The sequence below is a fragment of the Fructilactobacillus ixorae genome (assembly GCF_024029915.1).
Classification (GTDB): Bacteria; Bacillota; Bacilli; order Lactobacillales; family Lactobacillaceae; genus Fructilactobacillus; species Fructilactobacillus ixorae.
Window position 1 is genome coordinate 400,436 of record NZ_CP097478.1, and the last position, 13,217, is coordinate 413,652.

The 13,217-nt window shown below is 42.0% G+C and carries 14 protein-coding genes, 1 tRNA gene and 1 pseudogene; 12 read left to right on the forward strand and 4 right to left on the reverse strand.

Going from position 1 to position 13,217, the window contains the following annotated elements:
- The first annotated feature begins 32 nt into the window (after nucleotides 1-32).
- Complete coding sequence (locus M8332_RS01915; protein WP_252780498.1) at nucleotides 33-1,148, forward strand: spr1629 family repressor/antitoxin; 1,116 nt, start codon at nucleotides 33-35, stop codon at nucleotides 1,146-1,148.
- Between the two features lie 147 nt (nucleotides 1,149-1,295).
- Here the strand turns inward: M8332_RS01915 and M8332_RS01920 are convergent, their stop codons facing one another.
- The 3 genes and pseudogenes from M8332_RS01920 to M8332_RS01925 form a co-directional block, all read right to left on the reverse strand.
- On the reverse strand, nucleotides 1,296-1,667 hold the full coding sequence (locus M8332_RS01920) for a transposase (protein WP_252780499.1): 372 nt from the start codon (nucleotides 1,665-1,667) through the stop codon (nucleotides 1,296-1,298).
- Between the two features lie 91 nt (nucleotides 1,668-1,758).
- Nucleotides 1,759-2,094: pseudogene (locus M8332_RS07210) on the reverse strand (ISL3 family transposase).
- A 48-nt stretch (nucleotides 2,095-2,142) separates the two neighbouring features.
- Nucleotides 2,143-2,574, reverse strand: coding sequence for a hypothetical protein (locus tag M8332_RS01925; RefSeq protein ID WP_252780500.1), 432 nt, complete (start codon nucleotides 2,572-2,574; stop codon nucleotides 2,143-2,145).
- A gap of 429 nt (nucleotides 2,575-3,003) precedes the next feature.
- On the opposite strand from M8332_RS01925, the gene M8332_RS01930 reads away from it, so the two are divergent.
- From M8332_RS01930 to M8332_RS01940, 3 genes are all read left to right on the forward strand, one after another.
- On the forward strand, nucleotides 3,004-3,237 hold the full coding sequence (locus tag M8332_RS01930) for a helix-turn-helix domain-containing protein (RefSeq protein ID WP_252780501.1): 234 nt from the start codon (nucleotides 3,004-3,006) through the stop codon (nucleotides 3,235-3,237).
- Nucleotides 3,238-3,388: 151 nt separating this feature from the next.
- Nucleotides 3,389-3,745 (forward strand): IS3 family transposase, encoded by a 357-nt coding sequence (locus tag M8332_RS01935; protein WP_252780502.1) that lies wholly within the window; start codon nucleotides 3,389-3,391, stop codon nucleotides 3,743-3,745.
- The gene (locus M8332_RS01940) at nucleotides 3,687-4,190 is read left to right on the forward strand and encodes an IS3 family transposase (RefSeq protein WP_252780503.1); all 504 of its coding nucleotides are present in this window, start codon (nucleotides 3,687-3,689) and stop codon (nucleotides 4,188-4,190) included. Before M8332_RS01935 ends, M8332_RS01940 begins: the two co-directional genes overlap by 59 nt.
- A gap of 61 nt (nucleotides 4,191-4,251) precedes the next feature.
- Here M8332_RS01940 and M8332_RS01945 read toward each other — a convergent pair.
- A tRNA-Arg gene (locus M8332_RS01945) sits at nucleotides 4,252-4,323 on the reverse strand.
- Between the two features lie 246 nt (nucleotides 4,324-4,569).
- On the opposite strand from M8332_RS01945, the gene gap reads away from it, so the two are divergent.
- The 8 genes from gap to M8332_RS01985 all read left to right on the forward strand — a co-directional run bounded on the left by gap (nucleotide 4,570) and on the right by M8332_RS01985 (nucleotide 13,215).
- Complete coding sequence (gene gap, locus M8332_RS01950) at nucleotides 4,570-5,574, forward strand: type I glyceraldehyde-3-phosphate dehydrogenase (protein ID WP_252749871.1); 1,005 nt, start codon at nucleotides 4,570-4,572, stop codon at nucleotides 5,572-5,574.
- A gap of 104 nt (nucleotides 5,575-5,678) precedes the next feature.
- Nucleotides 5,679-6,896 carry a phosphoglycerate kinase gene (locus M8332_RS01955; protein ID WP_252780504.1) on the forward strand — a complete coding sequence of 406 codons (1,218 nt, stop codon included), beginning with the start codon at nucleotides 5,679-5,681 and terminating at the stop codon, nucleotides 6,894-6,896.
- A gap of 115 nt (nucleotides 6,897-7,011) precedes the next feature.
- Nucleotides 7,012-7,770 (forward strand): triose-phosphate isomerase, encoded by a 759-nt coding sequence (gene tpiA, locus M8332_RS01960; protein WP_252780506.1) that lies wholly within the window; start codon nucleotides 7,012-7,014, stop codon nucleotides 7,768-7,770.
- A gap of 88 nt (nucleotides 7,771-7,858) precedes the next feature.
- On the forward strand, nucleotides 7,859-9,178 hold the full coding sequence (eno, locus tag M8332_RS01965; RefSeq protein WP_252749874.1) for a phosphopyruvate hydratase: 1,320 nt from the start codon (nucleotides 7,859-7,861) through the stop codon (nucleotides 9,176-9,178).
- A 147-nt stretch (nucleotides 9,179-9,325) separates the two neighbouring features.
- Entirely contained in the window at nucleotides 9,326-9,562 is a 237-nt protein-coding gene (gene secG / locus M8332_RS01970; protein WP_252749875.1) for a preprotein translocase subunit SecG, read from the forward strand.
- A 100-nt stretch (nucleotides 9,563-9,662) separates the two neighbouring features.
- Nucleotides 9,663-11,969 carry a ribonuclease R gene (gene rnr / locus M8332_RS01975; protein WP_252780507.1) on the forward strand — a complete coding sequence of 769 codons (2,307 nt, stop codon included), beginning with the start codon at nucleotides 9,663-9,665 and terminating at the stop codon, nucleotides 11,967-11,969.
- A gap of 18 nt (nucleotides 11,970-11,987) precedes the next feature.
- Entirely contained in the window at nucleotides 11,988-12,461 is a 474-nt protein-coding gene (gene smpB, locus M8332_RS01980) for an SsrA-binding protein SmpB (protein WP_252780509.1), read from the forward strand.
- Between the two features lie 61 nt (nucleotides 12,462-12,522).
- A complete protein-coding gene (locus tag M8332_RS01985; protein ID WP_252780510.1) occupies nucleotides 12,523-13,215 on the forward strand; it encodes a uracil-DNA glycosylase in 693 nt (230 codons plus the stop codon).
- Nucleotides 13,216-13,217 lie beyond the last annotated feature (2 nt).

Below are 13,217 nucleotides of genomic sequence, written 5' to 3' on the forward strand. Positions count from 1 at the left end.
TATATAATTAATTATAAGGGAGAGTGTTAAATATGAAATTTAATGGTTTACGTCTCCGCGATATAAGAGAATCATTCAATATGTCTAGAATTGATTTGGCGAATATTTTAGATATTTCTGAACAAGATATTTGGAAAATTGAGACTGGTATAAGTACACCATCATTTCAGATACTGTCTAAATTAAATAGAGAATTTGGAGTTACGTTATCTTTTTTCACATCCAATTTATCAATACCAAAGGTTTCTGACTCAAAATACATTGCTTATCGTTCAGATTTGAAAAGGTCAATAAGGAATACTGACAGAGAAACGACATATGTAAGCTTAATTGATAACTATATTGATGAAATGCTTAAAAATGTATCTATTCCTGAAGAGACAGTAAGTAGATTAAGCGAACAAATAATTAAAAAGAAAGATAATGGTTATGATTTTGATGATATTTCTATATATATCAGAAAATTCTTTAATCTTGGTGATAGAAACAACAGGTTAATGGCTATGATTGAAAAATCTGGAGTTTTTATTATTGAAAGAAATATAGACATAAATAATAAGGTTGATGCGTATAGTACTTGGACAGATAATAGTCGCCCGTACATTGTATTGGGAACCAATAAATCAGCTTCCAGAAGACAATTTGACTTAGCTCATGAATTTGGTCATATTTTATTGCATCATAATTTAGAATTTGATTATTATAATAGTTCATCAGTAATTCATTTAGAAAATGAAGCTAATTCGTTTGCGTCTTCATTATTGCTAGAAAAAAATTCATTCATTGATAAATTTAAAAGTAATATAACTGATCCAACTGAACCTAATCAGTATTTATATCTTAAAAAGTACTACAATGTATCTATTGCTGCCCTTGAAATGAGAGCATTTAATCTTAAGCTCATGACTCCTAAACAAGCAGGTTATTTTTGGGGAAAAATGAACAAACGTGGATATAAAAAATATGAGCCATTAGATGATGCTTTGCCTATGTATATACCAGGGAAGCTATATGCAATTTTAAATTCTTTTAATAAAAAAGAATTGCATGATTTTTATGACAATACTGGGACAACTAGGAAGTTTATTGATAAATTGATTATAAGAAAAATTGATCATAGTAATAATAAGAATATTGGATTATTATAAAATCATTATTGAGATAATATACTTCTATATATTATCTTTTTTGGCTCTTTTTCAAATGGTACTGATGAGTAAATAATTTAATAAATGAGTCTGACCCTATGCGATGGAATCCTTAACTGATTCTGTCGCCTTTTGTTTATAACTTTTTTAGAAATGGTTGTTCGAAAATGAGATTAAGATTCTAATTATAAAATTTTTGAAACTAAGATGACCATAATCAGTTCTATTAATGACTTTAATTTTATTATTAATCCCTTCTAAAGGCCCATTACTGAAGGAATAAGTAAAGCTATTTTCAATTTCTGCTTGATGGCGTTTTAATGTACGTCTGGATTTTTTCATTGCTTCAGGAAGATTTTGATATTTATCTTTATGCTTAGCTGAATTAAGCAGATTGGCTAACTCCTGCTTATTATGCGTTTTGGTTACGATCTGAGTCATATCTTGATAGAAATCATAAGCATCACGAAGTGATGGTGATAAAGATAGTAATCTTTCGACAACCTCCGTATCAGTCAAACAAGCATATTGATAGTTTCTTCTTCGTTTGAAAACCTGATAATTTTTTAACCTTTTTAAAAAGCAACTTGTATAAACCTTTTAATTGGTGTTATTCAGGAGTATTACTGCCATATGCTTTCATGACCTTAATTCGTTCCTTATTTAAGGCTGTGTAGGCCTGGTTAACAACATGGAAGCGGTCCGCTATGATTTGAGCTTAAGGAAATACTCGTTCGATTATACCTCGATAGGGAGAGAATAAATCTACGGTTACCGTTTTAACCGCGGCTCTAGCTAAAGCTGAATATCTTAAAAAATAATCCTCCAATAATCTACCATTTCTGCTTGGAATGATATCAATTAGTTGGTGGGTGTCTGAGTTCATCAGTGCGATGCTCATTCCACTTGGCGACATTTTCCCTGATTTAAAATCATCAAAGGCAATGTGTTCGGGTAAATATCGATAACCAGTTTTATGATATTTAGCTAAGCCTTAGGCTTGTCTCATCACGGTATTCGTTGAGATACCAAAATTTTCAGTGATTTGTTTGATAGTGATATTAGAGCTTAATTGTAGTGCTTCTTTAATCTTTAAATTTCTGAGAATATGATCGTTAGGATTAATGTCTTTCAATTTAGCTAATTCCTTATGATGACAGTATTTACAAATGTATTTTTGCTTCTTGATGATAAGAAAATTTAAACCCCAAAGCCCTGCGGGTGCCAAGTGTTGAACCGTTTTAAAGCCATTCTTATTCAAGTAATGTCCACAATTTTTGCACCTTAATTTATAAGTTAAAATAAAGCGCCAATAATTTTTAGTGACTCCATCTTCTTTAACAATTGTTCTGGATTTCGTGGTATCATCAACAATGATATTAGGGTCTGTGAGGCCTAATATCTCTTTGATTGTTATTTCATTCATAACAATTAACTCCTTTTGGGGTTGGAAACATATCGGGGGTCGACCGATATGTTCTTTTTTATTTTCACTAATTATAAAAAAGTACTGACCACATTCACTTAGTGAATGTGGTCAGTACCAAAAATTGTAGAGCCTATATTTAAACAATATAAAAGATGGGCTGAAAACTGTACTGCCCCATAAAAGTTAGACAAAAATCTAATTTTTATGGGGTATTTTTTATGGTTAAGCACAGTACAAAAGAAAAAATTGAAGCAGTTGAATTTTATTTGAATCCTTCGGTTTTCCGTTAGGAAAACCGCACAAAAATTTGAAATTAATTCTGCCGATCATCTCTCTCGTTGGATTAGCATTTATAAATCAGAAAGTCCGTTAGGTTTGAAAGTTAAGCAGACCTATTAAACTTATTTCCAAGTCTTTAAATTAAACGTGGTAAACTACTATCAAACTTATGAAACCAGTATTAATCTCGTCGCTTTAGAATTTAAACTTAATCCTAGCCAAGTAAGGAATTGGGTTTATAAATTCAATCATTATGGTGACGAAGGATTACTAGCAAAAAGACTAGGGAGAAAATCAATGAAAAAGAAGCCGAAGGATCAATCGTTATCTAAAGATAAGGAAGCTGCTTATTTAACTGAAATTTCAGAATTAAAAACCTAAATTAATAAAACGGAGATGGAGAATGACAGCTTAAAAAACATCTGGCCTCAGAATACGGAATCGTGCTTGGACAAAACGACAACTTGAAGCACAAGTAATCACTATTTTGAGGCCCAAGTATTCGCTTAATCAACTTTGACATTATTTTTCGATGGCACGCTCAATCTTATATTATAATCTGAAACGGACCTATCAAGCTGATAAATATCAGCAAGTTAAAGCAGAAATAAAAGCAATTTTTGATAAAAATCATGAAACCTTCGGTTACAGAAGAATCTGGTTAAAATTGATTAACCGCGGAATGAGGATTGGTTCCGAAACAGTTAGAAAACTAATGACCCAACTGGGAATTAAAAGCGAAGGATATTCTAAGCGGGTTAGCAAAAGATATAATTCATTTCGCGGTAGAGTTGGAAAAATTGCACCTAATCTCTTAAAGCAACGTTTTAATGAAAAAAGCGCTTTTAAGGTGTTTTCACACTTATATTATCCAGGTAAAACTAGCTAATGGACAAAAGGGATATATTTCAGCGATTATTGATGAGGCTTCTAATGAAGTAAGTTCTCTAGTAGCTGATGATAACGCCAGCTTTCAATTAGTCGGTAAAATGTTAACCGAGACTAAGTCCCAGCTAACCAATTTAGCTGGGATAATAATTCATTCAGATCAAGGGTTTCATTATCAAATTCCATCCTATCAAAGCTGGATTAAAGCTAATCAAGTTATTCAAAGCATGTCTAGAAAAGGTAATTGTCTTGATAATGCGCCGATTGAAAGCTTTTTCAGTTTATTGAAAAGAGAATGTTTAAATCGGATTAAATTGACCTCTTTAACTTCGTTAAAGCAGGTCTGCAAAGAATATGTTAAGTGGTTTAACGAAGAAAGAATTTCAGGTAACAAAAAAGGACTTACTCCGATTGAATATCGGAATAAATCCTTAAAAAATGAATAAATGGTATGTCCAAATTTTATAGGGGAGTACAAAATCAGCCCATCTTTTATATTATTTATAATGCGCCACGAGGGAATCGAACCCCCATCTCAAGAACCGGAATCTTACGTGCTATCCATTACACTAGTGGCGCGTCAGAACACTCTTATTATATTAACGGAAATCACTAAAATAAGCAACCCTTAAATTAAAAGTGTTTTAGTTGCATTCAAAAAGCGATTTGCTATACTAAAAATCGTAGTTGGCCAGCGACCGGCTACTAATACATTGGTTATAGCAAGCTATCCTGGTTGGGAAGGGAATCACTGACATTTCCTGACAAAAGTGGTACTATAATTATGTATTAAAATTTAGATATTCCTGAAGGAGGAAGCCGATTATGACTGTAAAAATTGGTATTAATGGTTTCGGACGAATTGGTCGTCTTGCATTTCGTCGGATTCATGAACTTGGTGCAGAAGGGATCGAAGTTGCAGCAATCAATGATTTAACAACCCCTTCAATGTTAGCTTACTTATTGAAGTATGATTCTGTTCACGGTCGTTTCCCTGGTAAAGTGGAATCAACCGAAGACTCAATCATCGTTGATGGTAAGAGCATTCCGGTTTACGCAGAACGTGATGCAAAGAACATTCCTTGGGTTAAGAACGATGGGGTTGACTTCGTACTTGAATGTACTGGATTCTACACTTCCAAAGAAAAATCACAAGCACACTTGGATGCCGGTGCTAAGCGGGTCTTGATTTCAGCTCCTGCGGGTGACATTACTACGGTTGTTCCAGGGGTTAACTTGGACGTCTTGAGCCAAGATGACAAGATTGTGTCAGCTGGTTCATGTACTACGAGTTGTTTAGCTCCAATGGCTTACTGGTTGAACAAAGACTTCGGCGTTAAGGTTGGAACCATGACGACGGTCCACGCTTACACTGCTACTCAAGCATTGCAAGATGGTCCACGGAGCGCTAAGTTTGCTAACAACCGTTCTGCTGCCGTTAACACCATTCCTCACAGTTCTGGTGCTGCGAAGGCCATTGGTTTGGTTATCCCAGAATTAGATGGTGCTTTGAAGGGTCACGCACAACGGGTTGCTACGATTGATGGTTCCTTGACGGAATTAGTATCTGTGCTGGACAAGAACGTGACGGTTGACGAAGTTAACGATGCCATGAAGAGCCACGAAAACGAAGCTTACGGTTACAACGATGACTTTATCGTTTCTTCAGACATCATTGATGATGACCACGGTTCCATTTTCGATCCTAACCAAACTGAAATCGTTGAAAACGATGGTTTACAATTAGTTAAGACGGTCGCTTGGTACGATAACGAATGGGGCTTCACTTGTAACATGGTTCGGACTTTACTTAAATTTGCTACAATGTAATTTTAACGACAAGTCGCTCAACTTAATGTTACTGAGCAAAGGCGGAGGAGGGGAAACCTCCCCCGCCTTTTGCTTTAATCTGAAGTCACGAAGGAGGAAATAACATGAGTAAATTAATCATTGATGATTTAGATCTCAAAGGGAAAAAGGTCTTAATGCGGGTCGACTTTAACGTTCCGATTAAGGACGGAGTGGTTGGCGATGACAACCGGATTGTGGCCGCTTTACCATCGATTGAATGGGTGATTGACCACGGTGGCAAAGCCATCTTGTTCTCTCACTTAGGTCGGATCAAGTCAGAGGACGACAAGCCGGGTCTGTCCCTCCGTCCGGTAGCTGAAAAATTATCCCAGTTATTAGGCAAACCAGTAACCTTTGTGCCCGTTAATGAAGGACCACAACTGGAAGAAGCCATTGATAACATGAAAGATGGCCAGGTTTTACTGGCTGAGAACACGCGGTACCAAGATGTGATCGACGGTAAGCAAGTGAACCGGGAATCGAAAAACGATCCTAGTTTAGGTGAATACTGGGCTTCACTTGGCGATGTGTTCGTCAACGATGCCTTTGGAACGGCCCACCGGAGCCACGCTTCAAACGTTGGAATTGCAACAGCCATGGAAAAAGCAGGCAAGCCCGTGGCCGCTGGTTTCTTGCTAGAAAAAGAAATTAAGTTCCTGGGGAACGCCGTTGACAATCCAAAGCATCCCTTTATTGCCATTCTTGGGGGGGCCAAAGTTTCTGACAAAATTGGGGTGATTGATCATCTCCTAGATAAAGCCGACAAGATTATTATCGGTGGGGGAATGACTTACACTTTCTACGCTGCTAAGGGAATTGGCGTAGGAAACTCGTTGGTAGAAAAAGACAAGATTGACGTTGCCAAGGAAATCTTGAAAAAGGGCGGCGACAAGATTGTGCTCCCCGTCGACTCAGTTTGTGCGGACCAGTTTTCCAATGACGCCAAAACGGAAGTTGTTGACGGTTCGATTCCAGAGGGCATGATGGCTTTAGACATTGGTCCAAAGTCGATTCAACTCTTTGAAGACGTGCTGAAAGATGCCAAGACGGTCGTTTGGAACGGTCCAATGGGTGTCTTTGAAATGCCGAAGTTTGCCGAAGGGACGTTGGCCATTGGTCGCTTCCTTGGGACTCTGAAGGATGCGACGACCATCGTTGGTGGTGGTGACTCCACGGCCGCTGTAAAGCAGTTAGGTGTCGCTGACCAGTTAACTCACATCTCAACCGGTGGGGGCGCCTCCTTGGAATACCTTGAAGGAAAGACCCTTCCAGGGATCGCTTGTGTTTCCAATAAAGATTAACGCTGTAAAGACTAACTCGAAATTCGAGTTAGTCTTTTTTCTTTGGGGTGATTGCTAGTTATTTCACTGGTTTTCCGCTAAAATTGAACTAAGGAAACGAGAGGAGAAAGAAAACATGAGAACTCCCTTTATTGGCGGAAATTGGAAGATGAACTTATCGTTACAAGCAGCCACCGAATTTGTGGAAACCATTAACAACCAGATTCCCCCGGTGAGCGAGGTCGAAACGGTATTAGCGGCCTCCCCGTTGTTTTTACAGACGATGCTGGAACATAACGAAAGTCCCTTACAGGTTGCCGCGGAAAATTGTTATTATGAAGACGAAGGGGCCTTTACGGGTGAAGTTAGTCCGAAGGCGCTTAGTGAGATGGGAATTAAATACGTGATTGTGGGCCATTCCGAACGACGGAAGTACTTTCACGAAACCAACGATTTCATCAATAAAAAGGTCCAGGCGGTGTTTCGGAACCACATGTATCCGATCATTTGTTGTGATGAAACGATGGGTCGCTACGAAAATGGTGATCACATCTCCTGGATGGTAAATCAGGTGACGGCCGCCATTCAACAGGTGGCAGCCACCGACATGCGGCATGCGGTGGTCGCCTATGAACCTAGTTGGGCGATTGGGACGGGGCACACTGCTCCCGCCGACGCAGCGGAAGAGGGTTGTTACCTAATCCGGCAAACGATTGCAGACATTTATTCGGATGAAATCGCAAACCAGGTTCGGATTCTTTACGGTGGCAGTGTGAATGCTGAAAACATTCACGAACTGATGAAACAACCAGATATCGATGGGGTGCTCGCAGGAAAAGCAAGCCTCGTGCCGCAAGAATTCGTGCAGTTAGCCAATTTTAACCACACCAATTAAATTGGTGAAATTGATTGCAAAGTGATTTTTAAAACTGTAAAATTTAGGTGGATAGAGAATAGTTTACTAACTACGAAGGAGATTTATTATGTCAATTATTTCTGATGTATATGCACGTGAAGTCCTTGACTCTCGTGGAAATCCAACGGTGGAAGCCGAGGTTTACACAGAAGACGGTGCCATGGGACGGGGAATCGTTCCTTCTGGAGCCTCAACTGGTGAACACGAAGCCGTTGAATTACGCGATGGCGACAAGAGTCGTTACATGGGTAAAGGGGTAACGAAAGCCGTTGCCAACGTTAACGACAAGATTGCGAAAGAAATCATCGGTTACGATGTGACTGACCAATTAGGCATTGATCAAGCAATGATCAAGTTAGATGGCACTCCTAACAAAGCTAAGTTAGGGGCCAACGCGATCTTGGCAGTTTCAATCGCCGTAGCTCGTGCTGCTGCTGACGAACTGGGAACTCCTTTGTACAACTACTTGGGTGGTTTTGATGCCCACGTGCTCCCAACTCCAATGATGAACGTGATTAACGGGGGAAAACATGCTAACAACAAGGTGGACTTCCAAGAATTCATGATTATGCCAGTTGGGGCCCCAACGTTACGGGAAGCCGTCCGGATGGGTTCAGAAACTTTCCATAACTTGAAGGCCATCCTCAACGAACGTGGTTACTCCACGGCCGTTGGTGATGAAGGTGGATTTGCTCCAGACTTGAAGAACAATGAAGAACCATTTGAAATCTTGGTAGAAGCCATCGAGCGGGCTGGCTACAAACCAGGGAAGGATATCTGCATTGCCTTTGACTGTGCTGCTTCTGAATTCTACAACACGGAAACGAAGAAGTACGACTTGGTTGGAGACGGCAAGTCCTACACGGCTGCTGAATTCGTAGCCTTACTGGACTCATTGGTTGACAAGTACCCAATCATTTCGATCGAAGACCCACTGGACGAAAACGAATGGGAAGACTGGAAGGTTGCCACTGCTGAACTTGGTAAGAAAGTTCAAATCGTTGGTGATGACTTGTTTGTAACGAACACTGAATACCTGGAAAAGGGAATTAAGATGCACGTTGCAAACTCCATCTTGATTAAGTTGAACCAAATTGGAACGCTTACGGAAACAGTGAACGCAGTTAACATGGCTAAAGAAGCTAGTTACACGGCCATCATTTCACACCGGTCTGGTGAAACGGAAGACACGACCATCTCTGACTTGGTAGTGGCTCTCAATGCCGGTCAAATCAAGACTGGTTCCATGAGTCGTGGGGAACGGATTGCGAAGTACAACCAATTGATGAGAATTGAAGATCAATTAGGTTCCGTTGCCCAATACAAGGGAATCAATTCATTCTACAACCTTGACCACACGGCCCGGGAAAACATCATTAACAAATAATTATCACTAAGAAAAGTCGTTGGCATTCGTGCTAACGACTTTTTTTCTGGTTAGAATGCTCCTCTGTGGTTAGAATAGTGCTTGCCAATGTGTTATAATAAGGCATATGATGTTTAGACCGTGAACAGCTGGCTAGGAGGAGTTTTTGTGGCTAATTTTTTAATGATTATTCTATGGATTGTGAGCGTGCTCATTATCGGCGCCGTTTTAATGCAACCATCGAAAAATAATGATGCAATGGCCTCATTTACCGGCGGTGCCAGTGATTTGTTCTCAGAATCAAAATCACGTGGATTTGAATCTTTCATCCAAAAGGTAACTGTCGTATTAGGGATTTTATTTTTTGCCATTGCCCTAATTTTAATGTGGATGGCTCAACATTAATTAAAAACCCCTGTGCCTATACAGGGGCTTTTTTTATATTAAACGGACGGGAATGCTCCCGTGGCGTGGGAAATTGAACTAGAAAAAAGAGGAAACTAACGTGCAAGATAATAAACTAAAACAAGAAATTGCGGATGTGCTCCGCAATCATCCAAACGTCAGCTTTGACGTAGAAAAAATTGCGGATGAATTAAAGTACCATGGCTCAGCAGCGTTTAAGCTGATTGTCCAAGAACTGGCAGAATTGGAACGTGATCGGGTCGTAGTGGTTACAAATGACGGGAACTTTAAAATTAACCCGAGTGATCTCACCCACGAAGGGGTCTTTCACTCGAATCCCAAGGGATTTGGCTTTGTGGCGTACGACGAACAACTTTCAGATGCCTTTATCGCTCCTGATGACACGATTAATGCGATGAACCTTGACCGAGTTGTGATGCAAATTACTCGTCCGGCCCAGAAAAATTCGGATCGGGGACCCCAAGGAAAAGTGGTCGATATTTTAGAACACCACTACGACCACGTGGTCGGGGAATTTTTCACGACTGCTGATGACCAGGGGTATTTAGGTCAGGTTAAACTCCGTGACAAGAAGTTAACCGGGATGAAATTTTACGTGACCGATGCGGGACTCCACCCGACCCCCGGAGAAGTGGTGACGGCCGACATTACGGAGTATCCCAATGCTAAGCATCCTGATTATATGGTCGGGGTAGCCAAACAGATCATCGGAAGTGTGGACGATCCCGGGATTGACATCCTCCAAATCGTGTACGCCAACGACGTGCCGTCTCAATTCCCAGCGGACGTGCTGGAAGCCGCAGATGCGATTCCAGATCACGTCCTCCCAGAAGAAACGGTGGGACGAGAAGACATTACGGACCAAGACTTGGTGACGATTGATGCGGAAGAATCCAAGGACTTGGATGACGCGGTTACGGCATGGAAGTTACCGAACGGGAATTACCACTTAGGGGTCCACATTGCGGACGTTAGTCACTACGTTAAGCAGGGCAGTCTGCTAGACCAAGAAGCCTACACGCGTGGAACGTCGGTTTACCTGACGGATCGGGTGATTCCGATGCTCCCCCGGCGGTTGTCCAACGGGATTTGTTCTTTAAATGAGGGTGAATTGCGGCTCTGCATGAGTTGTGACATGGAAATTACGCCCCGGGGTAAGGTAATTAAATCGCGGATTCATCCGAGTGTGATGCGGTCGACCGCTCGGATGACCTACAATGCTGTGAACGAAATCTTGGAAAATCACGATCCAGAAACCCGGGCACACTACGCGGGCTTAGTCCCGATGTTTGAAACCATGAACGAACTGCACCAGATCCTGTATAAAGCCCGGCGTCGACGGGGCGCCATCGACTTTGCGGATGATGAAGCCAAGATTATTGTTGATGAAGCCGGTCACCCCATTGACATTCAAGTCCGGACGCGGGGCACGGCCGAACGTTTGATTGAATCCTTTATGTTGGCGGCCAATGAAACGGTGGCAGAAACCTATCACAAGGCGAAGGTGCCGTTCATCTATCGAATTCATGAGAATCCGGATCCGACCCGGATCAAGGACTTCTTTGAGTTCCTGACTGCCTTTGGGATTAACGTCAAAGCTGATCCTGACCACCTGCAACCAAAGACTTTGCAAAATATCCTGTCGAAGGTAGAAGGAACCCCGGAAGAAGCGGTGGTTTCTGTGATGTTGCTACGGAGTATGCAACAGGCGAAGTATAACGAGAAGTGCGTTGGGCACTTTGGATTAGGGGCCGATTACTACACCCACTTCACCTCACCCATCCGGCGGTATCCGGACATGTTCATTCACCGCTTGATTCATTACTATGAAGACAATGGAATCAATAACGTTACGAAGCAGACTTACGCGAACGTGGTTAGTGACGTGGCCATTCACTCATCAGAAACGGAACGCCGGGCGGTTGATACTGAACGGGACGTAGACGCCATGATGAAGGCCGAGTACATGAGTAATAAGATTGGGGAAGAATTCGACGGAGTGGTTAGTTCCGTGCTGAAGTTTGGGGCCTTTATTGAGCTCCCGAATACGGTTGAGGGCTTGGTCCACATTAGTCGAATGACCGATGATTACTATGAGTACGTGGAAAAGTACATGGCGCTTGTGGGACGCAATACGAAACGGACCTTTAAGATTGGTCAGGACGTGCGGGTTAAGTGTGTCGTGGTTGACGTCGATCAGAGTACGGTTGATTTTGAAATCGTTAATCCAGAAGCAACGCCGACGAGTGAATTGCTACCCAAACGGACGCACCGCAAGGACTTTAAAAAGCAGTCGGCACGGGGATCACATGCGCCTAAGGCTGCTAACAAGGGCGCTCACGCTAAGGATCACAAGCATCAATTTACAATTCAAAAACGGAAATAAACTAAGGATGGAATGAGAATGGCGCATACGAAACAAAAGCCCAATCACGATAACGTGATGGCCACGAATCGGAAGGCTCGTCATGATTATTTTATTGAGCAAACCTATGAAGCGGGGCTCGCCCTGACGGGAACGGAGATTAAATCGGTTCGGGAACGACGCATTAACCTCAAGGACGGCTTTGTTTCGGTTCGCAACGGGGAAGCCTTCCTCATGAACGTGCACATTAATGAGTACACGGAAGGAAACCAGTTTAATCACGATCCGTTGCGGACCCGCAAATTATTACTGCACAAGCGTGAAATTAAACAATTGAGTGCGGCCGTTCAGACCAAAGGGGTGACGATCGTGCCGTTAAAGGTTTATTTAAAGCATAACTTTGCCAAGGTCTTAATTGGAGTTGCCAAAGGAAAACACACGTACGATAAACGGGAAACCATTAAACGGCGTGATCAGCAACGCCAAATTGAACGTGTAATGAAACATTATTAAAGGACGGGGAACCGTTCTTTTTTTGTTATAATGGGGGTGAGCGCTGAAGGGAGGCTTGGAAATGAAAAGGTTCATTGATAATGATTGGTGGCCCATTTTAAAACCAGAGTTTGAAAAACCGTACTACCAGGAGTTACGGCGCTTTTTAGTGTCTGAATACCAAACGCACACCGTCTATCCGGCGATGCAGCGGATCTTTCAGGCCTTCGAATGGACGCCGTTTTCGGCTACCAAGGTGGTCATTCTGGGACAAGATCCGTATCATGGCCCGCACCAGGCGATTGGATTGAGTTTTGCGGTGGAACCGAACGTGGCGGTGCCCCCGTCGTTGAGAAACATCTATAAGGAACTTGAGCACGACCTGGGAATTAAACCAGTTCAGCATGGTTATTTAAAGCACTGGGCTGACCAGGGCGTGTTACTCTTAAATGCGGTCTTAACGGTCAGAGACGGCCAGGCCTACTCACACCAAGGGCATGGTTGGGAACAACTGACTGATTATGCAATTGCTAAGTTGTCCGAACGACCGGAACCCGTAGTGTTTATCCTATGGGGGCGGTCAGCTCGCAATAAAATTAAGTTGATTGATCAAACGACGAACGTGGTCATTCAATCCGCACATCCCAGTCCCCTGTCAGCGAATCGGGGGTTCTTTGGCTCCCGGCCGTTTTCAAAGACGAATGCGGCACTGACAGCGATGGGAGCAGCGCCCATTGATTGGCAATTACCAGCACAGGTCACGATGGCCAACTAGGA

Excerpts from the sequence above, each read along its gene's own strand:
- M8332_RS01915 (WP_252780498.1), top strand. The coding sequence starts at position 33 with ATGAAATTTAATGGTTTACGTCTCCGCGATATAAGAGAATCATTCAAT.
- M8332_RS01925 (WP_252780500.1), bottom strand. The coding sequence starts at position 2,574 with ATGAATGAAATAACAATCAAAGAGATATTAGGCCTCACAGACCCTAAT.
- M8332_RS01935 (WP_252780502.1), top strand. The coding sequence starts at position 3,389 with ATGGCACGCTCAATCTTATATTATAATCTGAAACGGACCTATCAAGCT.
- M8332_RS01940 (WP_252780503.1), top strand. The coding sequence starts at position 3,687 with ATGAAAAAAGCGCTTTTAAGGTGTTTTCACACTTATATTATCCAGGTA.
- gap (WP_252749871.1), top strand. The coding sequence starts at position 4,570 with ATGACTGTAAAAATTGGTATTAATGGTTTCGGACGAATTGGTCGTCTT.
- M8332_RS01955 (WP_252780504.1), top strand. The coding sequence starts at position 5,679 with ATGAGTAAATTAATCATTGATGATTTAGATCTCAAAGGGAAAAAGGTC.
- tpiA (WP_252780506.1), top strand. The coding sequence starts at position 7,012 with ATGAGAACTCCCTTTATTGGCGGAAATTGGAAGATGAACTTATCGTTA.
- eno (WP_252749874.1), top strand. The coding sequence starts at position 7,859 with ATGTCAATTATTTCTGATGTATATGCACGTGAAGTCCTTGACTCTCGT.
- smpB (WP_252780509.1), top strand. The coding sequence starts at position 11,988 with ATGGCGCATACGAAACAAAAGCCCAATCACGATAACGTGATGGCCACG.
- M8332_RS01985 (WP_252780510.1), top strand. The coding sequence starts at position 12,523 with ATGAAAAGGTTCATTGATAATGATTGGTGGCCCATTTTAAAACCAGAG.